The following is an 18,733-nucleotide window of genomic DNA, read 5'->3' on the forward strand; positions in this document are numbered from 1 at the left end:
ATTTTTAATTATTAAAAAGATAAAAGAACGTTAAAAATTAAATAGCTACCACTCCTTTTATATGAGGATGTGATTCATAACCAACCAATTCAAAGTCTTCAAATGTAAAGTCTTCAATATTTTTAATCGCTGGATTTATCTTCATTTTTGGAAGTTCTTTTGGATCTCTAGATAATTGTAATTCCAATTGCTCTAAATGATTATTATAAATATGAGCATCTCCAAAAGTATGAATAAACTCCCCTGCTTCATAACCACATACTTGTGCTACCATCATAGTAAACAAAGCATATGAGGCTATATTGAATGGAACACCTAAAAATATATCAGCACTTCTTTGGTATAATTGACATGATAATTTTCCATTAGCTACATAGAATTGAAAAAAGGCATGGCAAGGTGGTAATGCAGCTTTACCATTTGCTACATTCTCTCCAAATGACTTTGAAGTGTCTGGTAACACAGATGGATTCCAAGCAGAAACTAACATCCTTCTACTATTAGGATTCTTTTTTAACGTTTCAATTACTTCTTTTAATTGATCAACTTCATCACTATTCCAATTTCGCCATTGATGACCATATACAGGGCCTAAATCTCCATTCTCATCTGCCCATTCATTCCAAATACGAACACCATTTTCTTGTAAGTATTTAATATTTGTATCTCCTTTAATAAACCATAAAAGCTCATAAACAATAGATTTCAAATGCAGTTTTTTGGTTGTTACCATTGGAAAACCTTTGCTTAAATCAAAACGCATTTGATGCCCAAAAACACTTTTAGTTCCTGTTCCTGTTCTATCTCCTTTCTCATTTCCGTTTTCTAAAACGTGCTTTACTAAATCTAAATACTGCTTCATAATTCTATATTCACTTCCCTTAAGGAAAACATTTCATTTTGTAAAAATAAAAAAGCTTCCATATATTATACTGAAGCTTTTCATAATTATATTAATAAGTTATTAACTAAAAAGCCTTCTAAATTTTAACTTTAGCAATCATCTCTTCTTTATCTTTCTTAGTTAATCTAACAACTTTTACTTGCTTACTTTCATCCTTCTTTCCCTGATTTTTATAAATTGTTATTTTCATAAAAGTGGGAGTTTCAATTTTTTGTTTACGATCTCCAAAATATTTAATCTTCACATAATAAAGTCCCTTTTCTGCTTCCTTCAATGTAAAACATTCCGGCCCGAAACCTTGAGTCATATCTCTAGAAATACTACCTCCTTGTTCAGTTTTAGTATGACTATAATAACACTCTTCTAAATTAGGATCTATAACATGCAAGTCAATATCTGTATCATTGTGATTCCAGTCAACTACCGTTCTAAAATCTATAGGTGTCATTTCTTCAAAAAAACCTTCAGGCGCTTTTGATATATCTAAATCATCCTTATATTTTTTATATAAAATATTTAACTCTTGTTTTGCTATATCTTGCATCCCCTTAAAAACTCTTCGGTGTTTATTTTTTTCGTATATTTTATTATTTACAATACTTAATAAAACATCAAAAGCTTCTTGACATAAACCAATGTTTTGATATGCTAAAGCAACATCCCTATATGACTGTGCATCTTCAGGTCTTAGTTCTAAAATAGTTTTATAGATAAACAATGCTAAAGTATTCTCATTTCTTTCTTCTAATTTATAAGCATACGCTTTTAATAACTCATAATTATCTGCATCTAATTCAGATACATTAGATAAAATTCTACTTGCATATATTCTAGCATTAAACCTCCTGTTAAAATAATCAGAAACATCTATATAATAATGTGGTACTTCTTTATAGCTTTCTCTTTGCTTTATATAAAATAAATAAGCAGTTTCTTTATCTTTAAAAAAGTCTAACGCATTTAAATATGGTGTATTTACTATTCGCTTTTCTACCTGCAAACTTCCTTTGTATTTTTTATAAGAAGGTTTCACTAACGAATTATTAACTACCTGACTTTCTGTTAAACTATTAGAATTAGGTCTTCTATTTCTTGCATTATTAGGGAGTTCTATGGTATTTGCTTTAACTATTACTGATTCTGGTCTTTGTAAATTTATTCTTTCAGGATTATTTGATTTACTCATTGTTATAGGCAATATATAAGAAACGTTTACTGACCTTCCTCTTTGACTTGCTGGAATAAACCTAGGTAACATCTTTAAAACTCTAACAACTTCATTTGCTAAAATTAAATATTGGCTTCTAACTTGAATATTAATAATTTCACCTCTCTTATCTATCGTGAATTTTGCCAGAATTCTAGTATTAGATCTTATTTCTAAACCTTGAGTTAAACTTGTATTCAAATTAATTTTTATATGCTCATCTAACTTATCTATAAAACATTTTTTTTGATCTTCTTTTCTTAAATTTTCTTCACACCCTAAATAAATTGGAAGTTTTTCTACTATCGAAAACGGAACATCTTCAACAACCACTTCTTCTTCCTCTACTTCTACAATTTCATCTAACGCTACAACCTCAGCTTCATCAGTTTCAGTAACTTCTATAATCATTTCTTCCACATCTTTAGTATCTTCAACTATTTCAATTCTTTCTGGTAGTAGAGAAGAATTCCCCATATTACTCCTATTCATACTTCTTTTAGTAGAATTATTTTTTATCATATTGTACTGATCCAACAATTCTTTAGGTGGAGGTATATTATAAGTAATATAATCTTGAACATCTTCTAACACTATTAAAGAAGTATACTCAGTAACTAAACTATGTTCAACTGCCGTATTAATGATACTTTCTTTATTTTCCTCCTTATTTTCTAAAAGATAATTTATTTTATTTTTAGCCCAAATTCTTCTTATAATTCCCTTATCATTTGACACATTCTTTTTTAATACAACAGAAATTTCTTGTGTAACTTTATCACCATACCCAAAGAAAAAAGTTATCTTTTCTCCCTGCTTATAATTTTTACCAGCAATAGAAAAATCAAACAATCCTTTTGACGATTCTGACCTATACACTTCTATGTTTTTTGTAAATGAATTATACCCTAAATATTGAAGTTGTATATTATTTAAAATTGATAACGCTTCTTTTATGCTTGTTCTGTTTAAATTAAGATAACCTCCATTTGTATTTTTTGCTATACGATGTAACTTTTTGTGTGCTGCTTTTGTTTTACTATTTATAACAAAAACAGGGATACCCTTAGCTAAATCAGATTTACTTTGTGTAGTTATACCGTCAGAAAAAAGAATAATCACATCTGAATTATCTTTCATGTTCTTTAGTGAAGAATACGATGTTCCTCCATCATATACAGTACTCATTATTCTTTTCTTTAAACGAGACCAATCTCCATTTCTTATTTTAAATTTTTCTTTACCATTAATAAGATTACTAAAAGGCAAAAAATCAACGTCTACATTTTTTAAAATTCTAAAATATTGATGTAATAAATTTATTTCTTTAGAAGTGTTTCTAGACTTCATAGACAATGAAGCATCCCAATAAATAGATATTTTATTCGGTCTTTCACGTTTTTTTTCTTCTGGTTTAATCGTTTTATAGAAATAAAAATGATTAGAAGAAGCTACTAATTTCTCTTCTTTTAATGCAATTGGCATTTTTACCAAAACACTTTTATTAGGTATATATTTTTCTTTTTTTAATATTGTTCTAAATACATTTTCCCATTTGGAAAAAGACATTGTTTTATCTCCTTTAATTAATAATGGTGTAAATTTTTGTTGACTAGTTTCTATAGAAACATTAAAAAAATCTAATTCATCTTTAAAGCTTAGTGGTAAATGATAATAATGTGCTTCATCTTTATAAACAAGCTCTTGCTCATAAGCAATAACAACACGTTTATACCCATTTGCAGGAATAGGATACACTCTTACATTATATGAGTTTCCTTTCCCTTTTTCCAACAATGCAGGATCAACTCCTTTTCTTACAATTCCTTCAAAAGCAACTCTACCTAACTCTTTTTCTACAACAACAGCTTCCCTTAGCTTCCCTTGTATTTCTAATGCTAATCTAGAAATCTCTTGGTTTTCTCCTAAAGGAAACTTTAATTCTCCTTCTAAAACTCTTGAACTTGGGTTATAAAACAACATATCGTAAGTTGTAGTTGCTATATTGCCTGTAATTGTTGCTTTAATATCTAAGGAAGATAATGCTAATTGTCTTTTACCTACATTTAAAGTAGGTGTTTTTTGACTAATCACAAGATTAGTAATTAACAACGCAATTAAAAATAGTAGTTTCTTCATAATAGTTTTTTGTACACTTTATAGACAATATTCATACCAAATTTCACATACAAAAAAACACCAACTGTACAGTTGGTGTTTTTATTATTTTTTTAGTTATTTTTATTAACCTATAATCATCCCAGCAATAGTTGCAGACATTAAAGATGCAATGGTACCTCCAATTAAAGCTTTCATTCCAAATTCAGATAATGTTTTACGCTGTCCCGGAGCTAATGAACCTATACCTCCTATTTGAATTCCAATAGAAGCGAAATTTGCAAATCCGCACAACATATATGTTGCCATTATAATTGATTTATTATAGGTTAGATGAGTAGCACTAGCAACATCTTTAAGTTCAGCTAGTTGAATATAACCAACAAACTCACTTGCTGCTAATTTTATGCCTAACAGTTGCCCCATTAAAGCCATATCTTCACTAGCAACTCCTATTAACCACATTAATGGCGCAAAAAGATACCCCAAAATAAATTCTAATGATAATGACTTATATGGAGTCGAATTTGATATCACTTCATTTAAAGAAGTAAATTTCCAATTAAAATATTCAATTCCATCAAAACCACCTACTCCTCCTAAGACTCCATTTATCATTGCTATAAAAGCTACAAACACCAACAACATAGCACCTACATTCATCGCTAATTGTAACCCCTCAGTAGTTCCATTAGCAATAGCATCTAATATATTTGAACCTATTTTTTCTTGGGACACTTTCACATCTGTATTTACTTTTTCGGTTTGAGGGTACAATATTTTAGAAATTATAATTGCCCCAGGAGCTGCCATAACTGATGCTGCTAATAAATGTTTAGCATACAACAATTTTAACACTTCATCATCTCCACCCAAGAAGCCAATATAAGCAGCTAAAACTGCTCCAGCTACCGTTGCCATTCCTCCTATCATTACTAAAAGCATTTCAGATTTATTCATTTTTTCCAAATATGCTTTAACTAATAAAGGAGCTTCAGTTTGTCCTAAAAAAATATTCCCCGCAACAGATAAACTCTCTGCACCTGATATTTTTAAAACCTTACTTAATGACCAAGCTAAAATCTTTACTATTTTTTGAATAATCCCTAAATAGAATAACAAAGAAGTTAAAGCTGAGAAAAATATAATTGTTGGTAAAATTTGAAAAGCAAAAATAAATCCAAAAGTATCCATATCAGAAATTAAACCCTTAAATAAGAACTCGCTTCCTGCTTGTGTAAAATCTAATATTTTCACAAAACCTTTACCTATAAAATCAAAAATAGACTGCACAAATGCAACTTTCAAAACTCCAATAGCTATAATCAACTGAAAAGCAAGTCCCAATCCAACAGTTTTCCAATCAATAGCTTTTCTGTTTGAACTAAATAAAAATGCGATAACTAATAACGAGACCATTCCTAAAATACCTCTCCACAAGCTTTGCATTGTAAATCCTTGGCTAGAAACTATTCCAGAATTCACTTCTTTTATTTCGGATTTTTCCACTACAATTGGCGCTACACTTTCACTTGAAGAGAACTTGTATAGTATATTATTCTCTGATAATGTTAATACTTTATCAGTTAACTCAGTAATATTATAGTACCTAACGGTATCTTTAGGTTCTTTGTAATTAAAAATTAATAGATTATTTTGATGTATATAGCTTCCAGACGATTTTAAATCATCTTTCGCCTCTAAAGAATAACAAAACTCTCCTTTAGATAATTCGAAAACATCATTTTGATTTATAGAAACAACTTCTTTTCCTTCAGTTGTTGTTATAGATGAAAAATTCCACTTCTTTTCAATACTTTGGCTAAACGTTACTATTGAAACGCAAAGCATCAAAAGTGTAAATAACTTCTTCATTTTTGTAGTTTTAAATATTTTTAAGATCGTTTGCTAATTTCATCTCGAATTTTAGCTGCTACTTCATAATCTTCATTTGAAACAGCTTCATTTAGCTCATCATTTAATTCTGACAAAGACATTTGGCTATACGCATCTTCCTCAACTTCTTCTTCAAAAGTTAACTCAAATTCATCTTCATCCAAACCTTCTTCTTCAGAAAACTCTTCGTCTAATTTCAAATATATCCCTGCTTTATCTAAAATATTTTCATAAGTATAAATAGGCGCTTGAAAACGAACTGCTAATGCAATTGCATCAGATGTTCTGGTATCAATAACCTCCTCAACACCATCTCTTTCAGAGAGTAAACTTGAAAAGAAAACACCATCAACCAGCTTATGAATAATTACTTGTTTTATATTTATAGAAAAACGATCAGCAAATGTTTTGAACAAATCATGAGTTAGTGGCCTTGGGGGTCTAATTTCTTTCTCTAAAGCGATAGCAATAGACTGAGCTTCAAAAGCTCCAATTATAATAGGCAACGTTCTTGTTCCTTCTATTTCACTCAACACCAAAGCATAGGCTCCGCTTTGTGTTTGACTATATGAAATTCCTTTAATAGTTAGTTTTATTAAACTCATGTATCATCATCATAAAAAAGAAAAAGGCTGTCTAACTTAGGCTTATTTTTAAGTTTTAGACAGCCTTTTTTAATGCGAGCACAATTTACTAAAAATTATGAGTTCTTTTCTATTTTCTTTTAAAAGAAAAATTAACTCACTAATTATGCTTGTTTAAATGCTTTTAATTTTTCTATTAATTGAGGAATAACTTCAAAGGCATCTCCAACAATACCATAGTCAGCAGCCTTAAAAAATGGTGCTTCAGGATCATTATTAACAACTACTTTTACCTTTGATGCATTTACACCTGCTAAATGTTGAATAGCTCCAGAAATACCTATTGCGATATATAAATTAGATGCAACTGGCTTACCTGTTTGTCCAACATGCTCACTATGTGGTCTCCAACCTAAATCAGATACTGGCTTTGAACAAGCAGTTGCAGCTCCAAGAACTTCAGCTAACTCTTCTACCATCCCCCAGTTTTCAGGGCCTTTTAAACCTCTACCTGCTGATACAACAACATCTGCATCTGCAATTGTAACTTTACCTGATGCCTTATTTATCGCTTCAGACTTTACATTTAATTCTGGTAATACTGCTTCAAATCCTTCAACAGCACCTGAAGCTTGATTTTCATGTGCTCCGTATGAATTCTTTGCAACACCTATTACTTTTTTATCACTAGAAATTTCAGTATTGTTAAACCCTTTATTTGAAAAAGCTTTACGTTTAACTACAAAAGGAGCAGTATCGCTTGGTAATGCTACTACATTTGAAGCATACCCAGCTTCTAAAGAAACTGCTACTAAAGGAGCCACAGTTAAACCATCAACACTTGAATCAATAACAACAACACTAGCCTCCTTTGCTTCGGCTACTTGCTTTATAATTGAAGCATATGATTTAGCGTTAAACGTTGATAATTCATTTTTCACTTCTACAACATTTTCTGCTCCATAAGTATTCAGTTCTGAAGCATCACCACCATTTATTGTTAACGTTACCAAACTAGTTCCTAACTGTTCAGCAACTTTTTTTCCGTATGAAACAACTTCAAAAGCTGTTTTTTTGAATTTTCCTTCCGTTGAATCGGCAAAAACTAATACAGACATATTTTTTATATTTTTAGGTTGCTAAGTGATTTTAATATCACCCGCAAAATTTTATATTTTATTTTTAAATTGCTTTTGCTTCGTTATGTAATAAGTTGATTAAATCATCAACATTATCCACTAACTTAACAGCTCCTTTTGCTACTGGTTTTTCAAAGGTTTTTGTTACAGATGATGCAGCAGCTCCACTTCCTTCAACAACCTTTAATGGTTTTTTACGAGCCATCATAATACCTCTCATGTTAGGTATACGTAAATCTTTTTCTTCTACGATCCCTTTTTGCCCAGCAACTACCATAGGTAAAACAGATGAAACTTTTTCTTCTCCTCCATCTATTTCTCTATCTAAAGTTACATTAGTTCCTTCTACTTCCATCCCAACACAACCGTTAACAAAATTGAAATCTACTAAAGAAGCTAGCATACCTGGAACCATTTGCCCATTATAATCAGCAGATTCTTTCCCAGCTAATACTAAATCGTATCCACCTTCTTTTACAATCTCAGCTAATTCTTTCGCTACCATTAAACCATCAGTTGGCTCAACATTAACTCTTATAGCCTCATCAGCTCCTATAGCCAAAGCTTTTCTCAAAGTTGGTTCAGTTGAAGCTCCTCCAACGTTAACTACAGTTACCGAAGCACCTTGCTTTTCTTTAAACCACATAGCTCTAGTTAAACTAAACTCATCATATGGATTTATAACAAACTGTACTCCATTCGTATCAAACTTTGTATCGCTATCTGTAAAGTTAATTTTTGAAGTGGTATCAGGTACGTGACTGATACATACTAATATTTTCATATATTGCTGTTTTAAAGAAACTTATTTTTTGAACGACGAAGTTACGCATTTTTTTTAAAAATACTATGCGTGCATAGTAAATTATTTTTTCCTTTTTATTTTTGCAATTAATCATTTCGCTAAAAAAACCTTACTCATTGAATATGAAGAGAAAAATTAAAAAAACTGTGAAACTAATTGGTCTACTACCTCTTTTTGAGCATGGTAATTTTTTTTATCAAAAATTCAAGAATAAAAAAAAGAATACTATCTTTTTGAATGAAAACCCTTTTGTAAAAATACCTCCTGATTTTTATTTGTATGAAACCTTTGGCTTAGACTATCATAAAATATATTTTGGTGGAGAAGACACAGCCGAATGGATTGTTGAACACATTAAAGAATTCATAAAACCAACAAACATTAAAGTTTTAGACTGGGGCTGCGGAACTGGAAGAATATTAAGGCATATGCCTAAATTTATTAAAAAATCTATTTTTTGGGGTTCTGACTATAATTCAAAATACATAAAATGGTGTTCAAAAAATTTGTCGAATATAAATGTTATTAAAAACAACTTAACACCTCCTTTAAATTTTCAAGCTAACTTTTTTGATTTCATTTATAGCATTTCAATTTTCACACATCTATCAGAGGAAAAACATCATTTATGGATAAAAGAATTAAATAGAGTTTCAAAAAAAGGAGCTATTTTATTCATTACAACTCATGGAAATGCATATAAAAACAAACTTTCTAAGAAAGAGACTATAAATTTTAATCAGGGAAAACTAATTGAACATTCATATAAAATAGAAGGTAATAGACTTTTTGCTACTTACCACCCTCCTATTTTCTTTAATAATTTATGCACCTCAAATAACTTTAAAGTACTTAAGCATATTGAAAGAGGGATTATTAATAATAAACCTACACAAGATATTTGGATTTTAAGAAAATTCTAACCTTTACATTACATCTATTTTTACTACTTTTGCACTCTTGATAAACAACTACTTATAAAACGTATGAAAACAGTACAATTTAGAGAGGCCGTTTGCGAAGCAATGAGTGAGGAAATGCGCAGAGATGAAAGCATTTACTTAATAGGTGAAGAAGTTGCTGAGTACAATGGTGCATATAAAGCTAGTAAAGGGATGCTAGATGAATTTGGTGCTAAACGTGTAATTGATGCTCCTATTGCTGAATTAGGTTTTGGTGGAATTGCTGTTGGTTCAGCAATGAATGGAAACCGCCCTATTGTTGAATATATGACTTTCAATTTCTCATTAGTAGGAATTGATCAAATTATAAATAACGCGGCTAAAATTAGACAAATGAGTGGAGGACAATTCAATTGTCCTATAGTATTTAGAGGACCAACTGCTTCTGCTGGTCAATTGGCTGCAACTCATTCACAAGCTTTTGAAAGCTGGTTTGCTAACTGTCCTGGGTTAAAAGTTATCGTTCCTTCAAACCCATACGATGCAAAAGGCTTACTAAAAGCAGCAATTCGTGATGATGATCCAGTTATTTTCATGGAGTCTGAACAAATGTATGGTGATAAAATGGAAATTCCAGAAGGGGAATACATAATACCTATTGGTGTAGCAGATATTAAAAGAGAAGGTACTGATGTTACTGTAGTTTCTTTTGGTAAAATAATTAAAGAAGCTTATAAAGCTGCTGACGAACTTGCTAAAGAAGGTATTTCTATCGAAATTATCGATTTACGAACTGTTCGTCCTATGGATCATAATGCAATTTTAGAATCTGTAAAGAAAACAAACAGACTTGTAGTTCTAGAAGAAGCTTGGCCATTTGGAAGTGTTTCTTCAGAAATAACTTTTAGAGTTCAAGATGAAGCTTTTGATTATCTAGATGCACCTATAAAAAGAATTACGACAGCTGATACTCCTGCTCCGTATTCACCAGTTTTATTAGAAAAATGGTTACCAAACGCAAATGATGTTGTTACTGCTGTAAAAGAAGTTTTATACATCAAATAAACAAATTGAAATTGAAAAAATAATCCAAAATCCTTTTGATTTTTTATATCAAAAGGATTTTGCAGTAAAAGAAAATAATGAAAATTCGGCTGTTTTACTTACTTATATTCATAACTACCTCAGTTAGTGCACAAATAACTTTAAAAGGGAAAGTAGTTGATGAATTTAATAATCCATTACCATTTGTTAATGTTTTTTTACAAAACACAACTTATGGAACTACTACTAGTGATGATGGTAAGTTTTTTTTAAAAACAAAAAAATACAGAGGAACTTTAGAAATATCTTTTATAGGATATAAAACTCAAGTTTTAAAAGTTAATCAAAAAACAAAATATCTTAATGTTGTTTTAAAAGAACTTTCAAATGAACTTGAAGAAGTTATTGTTGTAACTAAACCTAAAAAAAGGCTAAAGAAAAAAGAAAACCCTGCTTATAGAATTTTAAAAGAAGTATGGAAGCGTAAACGTAAACTAGGTCTAAACTTAGTTGATAATTATCAATTTAAAAAACATACCAGTATTGAAATTGGGCTTAATAATTTAGATACAGTATTCATTAAAAGAATTTTTAAAAAAGATTACGAAAAAGCAATTTCTGAAATTAAATATGACAACGACGGTATTAATTACTATATCCCTGTATATTTAAGAGAGCAAGTTGCCAATGTATATGGTAATAATAAAGAGAACAATATTAGAACCGATATCGAAGCTGAAAAAGAAGAAGGATTAGGTGCTCAAGGTTTTGTTTTTGATAGAATGTCAAATACTTTTCAAAACATTGATGTATTTAAAAATAACATTACACTATTACAGAAGTCATTTGTTAGCCCCCTATCTTCAGACGGTTTTGCTACTTATGATTATGTTTTATATGATAGTATTGTAAAAAATAAAAAGAAGCTATATAACATCTATTTTTTCCCTAGAAGAAATGGTGATTTAGCTTTTCAAGGAAATGTTTGGGTTGCTGATAAAAACTATTCAGTAAAAAAAATAAAAATGAAAGTTCACAAGAGTATTAATTTAAACTTTGTGAGGGGATTGAGTTTTGAAAAAGAATACGAAGTTAAAAATGATAGCATATATCTTTCTACAAAAAATGCTTATGATGGTGATTTTACTTTTCTCGACAAGAATGAAAGTAATAAAGGGTTAACAATAAAGAAAACTATTTTATTCAAAAACTACATTCTTAACAAACCAAAGCCTTCTATTTTCTATACTCAAAAAAACATTAAAATACGACCAGATCAGTATACAAAAAAGCAAAAATACTGGAAAGGAGTTACTGATGAGGAAAATAAATCAACCTATAAATTAATTAATTCTGTAAAACAAAAGAAAGAAATAAAAAACATTACAGGATTAATAAATACAGTAGCTAGTGGATATATAAACACTAATTTAGGGATTCAATTCGGCCCATTTTGGACAGCTTTTGCAAGTAATCAAGTAGAAGGATTTAGAACAAAAATAGGATTTAGAACTTTTAAAACAAAAGATGATCGTTTTAGGTTAGGTGGGCACATTGCATACGGATTTAAAGACAAAAAAGTTAAGTACGGAGCTGAAGCTAGATACCTACTATCATACAAACCAAGAATAGCTGTAGGATTAGCCTATCAAGATGATATTGAACAACTAGGTAGTGTGCTATTAAATACTACTCAATTATTAGGAAGAAGTTTTGGTACCACTGCTATACTTAATAGAGGAGACAATTTTTTCCTTTCAAGAGTCAAAAAGGTAGCTGCAAATTTTGATTACCAGATAAAAATGAATCTGCATGTAGGCTTTAACCTATCACATGCTAGAATTGGAACTGCTTCACAGAAAGATTTCTCAATGAATTACCTTGATGAAAAAGGGAATTTACGCTCACAAATAACAGACGTTGCTTCTGACATTTATGTTTCTTATACTCCTGGACGTTTTGTTTATGGATTGGGGGTTGAAAGGCGTTTTGGAAGAAATATATTCCCTACTCTAGTATTAAACTACAGAAAAGGATATAAAGGGCCTTTTAATGGAACTCATAGTTATGATAAAATTCAATTTAAATATACGCAACCTATTCTTTTAGGAAAATTTGGTTTACTAGACGCAACGATTGAAGGTGGTAAAACTTTTGGAACTGTACCAATTGGACTACTAAACCCAGTACCAGCTAACCAATCACTTTCTTTAGTTAAGAACACTTTTTCTTTATTAAATTATTATGATTTTGTTACTGACACCTACGCAGCTACACATTTAGAGCATCACTTTAATGGATTTATTTTAAATAAAATACCTCTATTAAAAAAACTAAAGCTACGTAGTTTAGTAACTTTCAGAGCAGCTTATGGTACAATTTCAAATAACAATATAGCTATTAATAAGTCAAACATAAATTACAACACACCAAATAAAATGTATTATGAATATAGTGTTGGAGTAGAAAACATAGGCTACGGAAACTTACGTTTTTTACGTATTGACGCTATTTGGAGAAGTAACTACACCCCTCCAGCAGGCTCAGTAGTAAGTCCAACTCCAAAATTTGCAATACGAATAGGAATTAAACCAGGCTTATAGCCATACATTTAACCATAAAATAACCTTGTTTTTAACTATAAAATCAGCAATAAATTATTACTTTTGCACTCCGATTTTAGAAACGAAGATAAGTTAAGTAATATGACTGCAAAAGAAAGAAAGACAGTAGATGTTTTAATAGAAATACCAAAAGGAAGTAGAAATAAATACGAATACGATTTTGATTTAGGTAAAATACGTTTTGATAGAATGTTATTTTCATCAATGATGTATCCTGGTGATTACGGATTTATACCTGAAACATTAGCATTAGATGGAGATCCATTAGATGTATTAGTATTAGGTGCTGAACCTACTTTCCCAATGTGTGTTATGGAAGTAAAACCTATTGGTGTTTTCCATATGGCAGATGAAAAAGGTCCAGATGAAAAAATTGTTTGTGTACCTGTATCTGATCCAATTTGGAATAGATATAATGATTTATCAGACTTAAACCCACACCGTCAACAAGAAATTACACATTTTTTCCAAGTATATAAAGATTTAGAAAAAAAGAAAGTTGATATTGGTGATTGGGGTGACGCAAATGAAGCTTATGAAATTTTAGATAAGTGTATTGAACGTTACGCAAACAGTGAGCATAAAGCAAACGGAAACTTTACTATCTAGTAATTTTTTTCTTCAAAAATACATTAAGCCTTTCAGTTAGTTCTGAAAGGCTTTTTTATTAGTCGCTGATTTTGTTATATTTACGAACATTAATTAACTAATCAAACAATAATATATGGAATCAATGATGATTTGGATGCCAATAATAATGGCATCTTTAGGTTTAATTTATATGGTCTTTAAAAAGGCTTGGGTGATGAAACAGGATGCAGGTGATGGAAAAATGAAAGAAATTTCAGATCATATTTACGAAGGAGCTTTAGCCTTTTTAAACGCAGAATATAGACTTTTAGCAATATTCGTAATAATTGTTAGTGTATTACTAGCAATTGTTTCCTTCATTGTACCTACAACCCACTGGTTAATCGTTGTCGCTTTTATATTTGGAGCCGTTTTTTCTGCCTATGCAGGAAATATAGGAATGAAAATAGCTACAAAAACTAACGTTAGAACAACTCAGGCAGCACGAACTAGTTTACCAAATGCTCTAAAAATATCATTTGATGGAGGTACCGTAATGGGATTAGGTGTTGCAGGCTTGGCTGTTTTAGGTTTAACTGCATTTTTCATCTTCTTCTTTCACTTTTTTATGGGGGGCTCATGGACAAATACAATGGACATGACAATAGTTTTAGAAACCTTAGCAGGCTTTTCTTTGGGTGCTGAATCTATAGCTTTATTTGCTCGTGTTGGTGGAGGTATATATACAAAAGCAGCTGATGTTGGTGCTGACTTAGTTGGTAAGGTAGAAGCTGGTATTCCTGAAGATGACCCTCGTAACCCTGCTACAATTGCTGATAATGTTGGTGATAATGTTGGTGATGTTGCTGGAATGGGTGCTGACTTATTTGGGTCATATGTTGCTACAGTTTTAGCAGCAATGGTTTTAGGTAACTATGTGATTAAAGACATGGGAGGTTCTATTTCTGATGCTTTTGGCGGAATAGGTCCTATTTTATTACCTATGGCAATTGCTGGGGCTGGAATCATTATTTCTATTATTGGAACAATGCTTGTTAAAATAAAAAGTAATGATGCTAAAGAGTCTCAAGTAATGGGAGCTTTAAACAAAGGAAACTGGACATCTATCGCTTTAGTTGCTATTTCTTGCTATGGACTTGTAACATGGATGTTACCAGAAACAATGAACATGGAGTTTTTTGGAGAAGGATTGCAAGAAATTTCTTCTATGAGAGTTTTCTACGCTACCCTTGTTGGTTTAATAGTTGGAGCAGTTATTTCTTCTGTTACCGAATATTATACAGGATTAGGGAAATCGCCTATTTTAAAGATAGTACAACAATCTAGCACTGGTGCAGGAACAAATATTATAGCTGGTTTAGCTACAGGAATGATATCTACATTTCCTTCTGTATTATTATTTGCAGGTGCTATTTGGGCATCTTATGCTTTCGCAGGTTTTTATGGAGTTGCATTAGCTGCTTCTGCTATGATGGCTACAACTGCTATGCAATTAGCTATTGACGCTTTTGGGCCTATTGCTGATAATGCTGGTGGTATTGCTGAAATGAGTGAGCAAGAACCAATCGTTAGAGAACGTACAGATATTTTAGATTCAGTTGGTAATACAACTGCTGCAACGGGTAAAGGTTTCGCTATTGCTTCTGCTGCATTAACTTCATTAGCTTTATTTGCTGCTTATGTTACTTTTACAGGCATTGATGGTATTAATATTTTTAAAGCTCCAGTATTAGCTATGTTATTTGTTGGAGGTATGGTACCTGTTGTTTTTTCCGCTTTAGCTATGAACGCTGTTGGTAAAGCTGCAATGGAAATGGTACAAGAAGTTCGTCGTCAATTTAAAGACATTCCAGGTATAATGGAAGGTACTGGTAAACCTGAATATGACAAATGTGTAGCTATTTCTACCGAAGCTTCTTTAAAAGAAATGATGTTACCAGGATTATTAACTATCGGTTTCCCTTTAATTATCGCTTTCGTTCCTATGATTTTTGGAATGAACAACATGGCGATTGCTGAAATGCTAGGTGGTTATATGGCTGGTGTTACTGTTAGTGGTGTATTATGGGCTATTTTCCAAAACAATGCAGGAGGTGCTTGGGACAATGCAAAAAAATCTTTTGAAGCTGGCGTAGAAATCAACGGAGAAATGACATACAAAGGTTCTGACGCACATAAAGCTGCAGTTACAGGTGATACAGTAGGTGATCCATTTAAAGACACTTCAGGACCATCTATGAATATTTTAATTAAGTTAACATGTTTAATAGGATTAGTAATTGCTCCAATATTAGGAGGACACTCAACCACTGACAGTCATGCTTCAGAAAAAATAAAAAAAGAAGTTAATCTTACTGTTAAAAGTGATGATTTAGCTAAAGCAGTTATTACAACAACTTACACAGAAAATGGTTTTGAAAAAACTAAAAAAGAAATAATTGAAGGTTCCTTGGAAGAGGTTGAAAATAAGATTGAAAACATGAAGGGAAAAGGAATTCATGGAGAAAAGCATTTTAAATTAGACAGCTCTAAAGGAGAAACTCAAAAAATGGTAATCCTTCATAAACCAAAAAACAAAAGTTAATTTCATAGTATAAAAAAACCTCGCTCATTGCGAGGTTTTTTTATACTATTTTAAATTGAAAACGGTCTCCCGTTGTTTTTTGAGCTAATTTACTTATTCCTTCTTCAGTTAATTGCAAAACCCTTGGATATCCACCAGTAACTTGACTATCTTTCATTAAAACAATAAGTGTTCCTGATGGTGTTAACTGAACAGTTCCTGGTAAAACTGCAGATGTTAACATTGAAGGCAAAGTATTATTAATTTTTTCTTCTAACCTGTATCCCATTCTATTATTATCTGACGAAATTGTAAATATCATTCTAAATAAATTCATTTTTTCTTTTTTAGATAATAAACTAAATTCAGGACCTTCATTACATTCTATATTTTTAGACAAAAAAAAGCTTCCATCTATTTTTATCTTTGAAAAACTTTTTTCATTTGTTTTACCCAATTGAATAATTGGCAATTGTACTCCTTTATTAATTTTAAAACTAGATGTTATGCCTTTATACATACTCCTACTTCCAAATAACTTTTCAGAACGAATTCCTCCTTTAACCCCAATATAAGTTCTCACTCCATAACCTCTTTTTCCAAAAGACAAAACACTTCCCTTCTCAATAAACAAAGCTGTATTCATAGTCACTTCATTCTCATTTATTTTAACTGAAAAATCTGCACCAGTTACACTTACAATAGTATCATTTTCAAACAATAATTTACATCCACCATAAACAACTTCTAACACTGCATCATTAACATTATTATTTAGTAAAAAATTTGAAAGTTTAGCTGAATAAAAATCCATAGCTCCAGAGATTGGCAAGCCAAAACTTCCATATCCAACCCTTCCTAAGTCCTGAATAGTTGTATAAAAACCTGCAGATAAAACTTTAATCATAAATTATTTCTTTTACAGGTATATAGTTCCCATTTTTTATTTCTTTTTCAAGCTTTTTAAACTCTTCTAAGTTAACAGACTTAAAACGAATTTTATCTCCTGATTTAGCAAAACATGGAGTACTATTATTATGATTAAAAAACAAAACTGGAGTTTTTCCTAATATATTCCATCCTCCTGGACTTTTAGATGGATAAACACCTGTTTGATTTCCTCCTATAGCAACAGCTCCTTCAAAAACCTCTAACCTTGGTGTAGCTTTACGGTTCATATAAAGTATTTTGTTTAATCCTCCTAAATATAAAAAACCAGGTAAAAAACCAATAAAATATACAGTATATAAACTTTGAGTATGAAACTTTATAATTTCATCTATAGTTATATTTTTTACTCTAGACATTTCTTCTAAATCAATTCCAAACTGAAGATCATAACAAACTGGTATCTCCCAAATATATTTCTCTGTACTATTCTTTATATCTTCTATTAAACTTAATCTCTTCAACGACTCTACTTCTCTTAAAAAATCATTGATTCTTTCTTTATAAACAAGAGTTAATGAATGATACCCAACAATACAATCATCTAAAACATCATTTTTTGAAAAACTAATTTTAGTTTTAAAATTAATGATGTCATTTAAAATAACAGTACTAATTCTAGCCTCCCACTCTATCAAAATAGCTTTTACTCCAAATGGTTTATATGATAATACTTTAAGCAATAGTAATTCCTTTTTTCTGCATTGATTTATAAATATAACTCACTAATTCTATCGCATTTTCAGTATCTCCATGCACACAAAAAGTATCTGCTTTTATTTTTATCAATTTTCCATTAGCTGTTTTCAATTCTCCTAATGAGAGCATTCTAAAAACATGATTAAAAACTTCACTTTTATCTGTTATAACAGCATTAGATAGACTTCTAGAAACTAACGTTGAATCATCATTGTAATTTCTGTCAGCAAATGCTTCATACTTAATTTTAATATTTTCTTTTTCTGCTATCTCAGCTATTTTAGAATTAAAAGGAACATATAAAAAAGTAGCTGGACTTACTTTTAATATTGACTGAATAACTACTTCAGCTATTTCTTTATTTTTAGCTACTAAATTGTATAAAGCTCCATGAAATTTTATGTGATTCAATTCACTTTTTTGAATCTTTACTCTTTCTTTAAGTACGTTAATTTGCCACTCAACACTTTTTTGAAGCTCTATAGTAGAAATATCCATTATTTTTCTTCCAAAATTTTCTTTATCTGGAAATGAAGGATGCGCTCCTATTTTAACATTATTTTCTTTTGCTAAATGTATAACAGTATCAATTGTTTTAGTAGTACCTGCATGAGCTGTACATGCAATATTACAAGATGATATGTAAGGCATTAACAACTCCTCATTACCAACACCTTCACCCACATCACAATTTATATCTATTTTCATA

Annotated in this window: 14 protein-coding genes; 5 read left to right on the forward strand and 9 right to left on the reverse strand. The window is 30.6% G+C overall.

Annotated features, from left to right (window positions below; translation table 11 throughout):
* Window positions 1–37: 37 nt before the first annotated feature.
* The 6 genes from ACKTTQ_RS05785 to ACKTTQ_RS05810 form a co-directional block, all read right to left on the reverse strand.
* Complete coding sequence (locus ACKTTQ_RS05785) at window positions 38–862, reverse strand: thymidylate synthase (protein ID WP_093869945.1); 825 nt, start codon at window positions 860–862, stop codon at window positions 38–40.
* Between the two features lie 118 nt (window positions 863–980).
* Window positions 981–4,250 (reverse strand): VIT domain-containing protein, encoded by a 3,270-nt coding sequence (locus ACKTTQ_RS05790; RefSeq protein ID WP_408048643.1) that lies wholly within the window; start codon window positions 4,248–4,250, stop codon window positions 981–983.
* Window positions 4,251–4,355: 105 nt separating this feature from the next.
* Window positions 4,356–6,104, reverse strand: coding sequence for a NupC/NupG family nucleoside CNT transporter (locus tag ACKTTQ_RS05795; RefSeq protein WP_408048644.1), 1,749 nt, complete (start codon window positions 6,102–6,104; stop codon window positions 4,356–4,358).
* 20 nt (window positions 6,105–6,124) lie between these two features.
* On the reverse strand, window positions 6,125–6,730 hold the full coding sequence (locus ACKTTQ_RS05800) for a bifunctional nuclease family protein (protein ID WP_408048645.1): 606 nt from the start codon (window positions 6,728–6,730) through the stop codon (window positions 6,125–6,127).
* A 143-nt stretch (window positions 6,731–6,873) separates the two neighbouring features.
* Window positions 6,874–7,827 (reverse strand): electron transfer flavoprotein subunit alpha/FixB family protein, encoded by a 954-nt coding sequence (locus tag ACKTTQ_RS05805; RefSeq protein ID WP_408048646.1) that lies wholly within the window; start codon window positions 7,825–7,827, stop codon window positions 6,874–6,876.
* A gap of 64 nt (window positions 7,828–7,891) precedes the next feature.
* Window positions 7,892–8,632: an electron transfer flavoprotein subunit beta/FixA family protein gene (locus ACKTTQ_RS05810; protein ID WP_093869940.1), complete on the reverse strand. Its 741-nt coding sequence runs from the start codon at window positions 8,630–8,632 to the stop codon at window positions 7,892–7,894.
* Window positions 8,633–8,775: 143 nt separating this feature from the next.
* On the opposite strand from ACKTTQ_RS05810, the gene ACKTTQ_RS05815 reads away from it, so the two are divergent.
* From ACKTTQ_RS05815 to ACKTTQ_RS05835, 5 genes are all read left to right on the forward strand, one after another.
* A complete protein-coding gene (locus ACKTTQ_RS05815; RefSeq protein WP_113787624.1) occupies window positions 8,776–9,576 on the forward strand; it encodes a class I SAM-dependent methyltransferase in 801 nt (266 codons plus the stop codon).
* A 63-nt stretch (window positions 9,577–9,639) separates the two neighbouring features.
* Window positions 9,640–10,620 (forward strand): pyruvate dehydrogenase complex E1 component subunit beta, encoded by a 981-nt coding sequence (locus ACKTTQ_RS05820; protein WP_093869938.1) that lies wholly within the window; start codon window positions 9,640–9,642, stop codon window positions 10,618–10,620.
* Window positions 10,621–10,697: 77 nt separating this feature from the next.
* Window positions 10,698–13,202 carry a DUF5686 family protein gene (locus ACKTTQ_RS05825; RefSeq protein WP_408048647.1) on the forward strand — a complete coding sequence of 835 codons (2,505 nt, stop codon included), beginning with the start codon at window positions 10,698–10,700 and terminating at the stop codon, window positions 13,200–13,202.
* A gap of 102 nt (window positions 13,203–13,304) precedes the next feature.
* Entirely contained in the window at window positions 13,305–13,832 is a 528-nt protein-coding gene (locus tag ACKTTQ_RS05830) for an inorganic diphosphatase (protein ID WP_093869936.1), read from the forward strand.
* A gap of 115 nt (window positions 13,833–13,947) precedes the next feature.
* Window positions 13,948–16,398, forward strand: a complete 2,451-nt coding sequence (locus ACKTTQ_RS05835) for a sodium-translocating pyrophosphatase (protein WP_408048648.1) — start codon at window positions 13,948–13,950, stop codon at window positions 16,396–16,398.
* Window positions 16,399–16,438: 40 nt separating this feature from the next.
* Here the strand turns inward: ACKTTQ_RS05835 and ACKTTQ_RS05840 are convergent, their stop codons facing one another.
* Genes ACKTTQ_RS05840 through pxpA form a run of 3 tightly spaced genes read right to left on the reverse strand, consistent with a single transcriptional unit; the run spans window position 16,439 to window position 18,732 of the window.
* Window positions 16,439–17,284 carry a 5-oxoprolinase subunit C family protein gene (locus ACKTTQ_RS05840; RefSeq protein WP_408048649.1) on the reverse strand — a complete coding sequence of 282 codons (846 nt, stop codon included), beginning with the start codon at window positions 17,282–17,284 and terminating at the stop codon, window positions 16,439–16,441.
* A complete protein-coding gene (pxpB, locus tag ACKTTQ_RS05845; protein ID WP_408048650.1) occupies window positions 17,277–18,008 on the reverse strand; it encodes a 5-oxoprolinase subunit PxpB in 732 nt (243 codons plus the stop codon). The genes ACKTTQ_RS05840 and pxpB overlap by 8 nt, the downstream gene beginning before the upstream one ends.
* On the reverse strand, window positions 18,001–18,732 hold the full coding sequence (gene pxpA, locus ACKTTQ_RS05850) for a 5-oxoprolinase subunit PxpA (protein WP_408048651.1): 732 nt from the start codon (window positions 18,730–18,732) through the stop codon (window positions 18,001–18,003). The genes pxpB and pxpA overlap by 8 nt, the downstream gene beginning before the upstream one ends.
* Between the last annotated feature and the right edge of the window lies 1 nt (window position 18,733).

This window comes from Tenacibaculum halocynthiae, from assembly GCF_964512825.1.
Taxonomy (GTDB): Bacteria; Bacteroidota; Bacteroidia; order Flavobacteriales; family Flavobacteriaceae; genus Polaribacter; species Polaribacter halocynthiae.

Coding starts and splice junctions, on each gene's coding strand:
- ACKTTQ_RS05835 (WP_408048648.1), top strand. CDS start 13,948: ATGGAATCAATGATGATTTGGATGCCAATAATAATGGCATCTTTAGGT.
- ACKTTQ_RS05830 (WP_093869936.1), top strand. CDS start 13,305: ATGACTGCAAAAGAAAGAAAGACAGTAGATGTTTTAATAGAAATACCA.
- ACKTTQ_RS05815 (WP_113787624.1), top strand. CDS start 8,776: ATGAAGAGAAAAATTAAAAAAACTGTGAAACTAATTGGTCTACTACCT.
- pxpA (WP_408048651.1), bottom strand. CDS start 18,732: ATGAAAATAGATATAAATTGTGATGTGGGTGAAGGTGTTGGTAATGAG.
- ACKTTQ_RS05825 (WP_408048647.1), top strand. CDS start 10,698: ATGAAAATTCGGCTGTTTTACTTACTTATATTCATAACTACCTCAGTT.
- ACKTTQ_RS05805 (WP_408048646.1), bottom strand. CDS start 7,827: ATGTCTGTATTAGTTTTTGCCGATTCAACGGAAGGAAAATTCAAAAAA.
- ACKTTQ_RS05785 (WP_093869945.1), bottom strand. CDS start 862: ATGAAGCAGTATTTAGATTTAGTAAAGCACGTTTTAGAAAACGGAAAT.
- ACKTTQ_RS05820 (WP_093869938.1), top strand. CDS start 9,640: ATGAAAACAGTACAATTTAGAGAGGCCGTTTGCGAAGCAATGAGTGAG.
- ACKTTQ_RS05800 (WP_408048645.1), bottom strand. CDS start 6,730: ATGAGTTTAATAAAACTAACTATTAAAGGAATTTCATATAGTCAAACA.
- ACKTTQ_RS05790 (WP_408048643.1), bottom strand. CDS start 4,250: ATGAAGAAACTACTATTTTTAATTGCGTTGTTAATTACTAATCTTGTG.
- ACKTTQ_RS05795 (WP_408048644.1), bottom strand. CDS start 6,104: ATGAAGAAGTTATTTACACTTTTGATGCTTTGCGTTTCAATAGTAACG.
- ACKTTQ_RS05840 (WP_408048649.1), bottom strand. CDS start 17,284: ATGATTAAAGTTTTATCTGCAGGTTTTTATACAACTATTCAGGACTTA.
- ACKTTQ_RS05810 (WP_093869940.1), bottom strand. CDS start 8,632: ATGAAAATATTAGTATGTATCAGTCACGTACCTGATACCACTTCAAAA.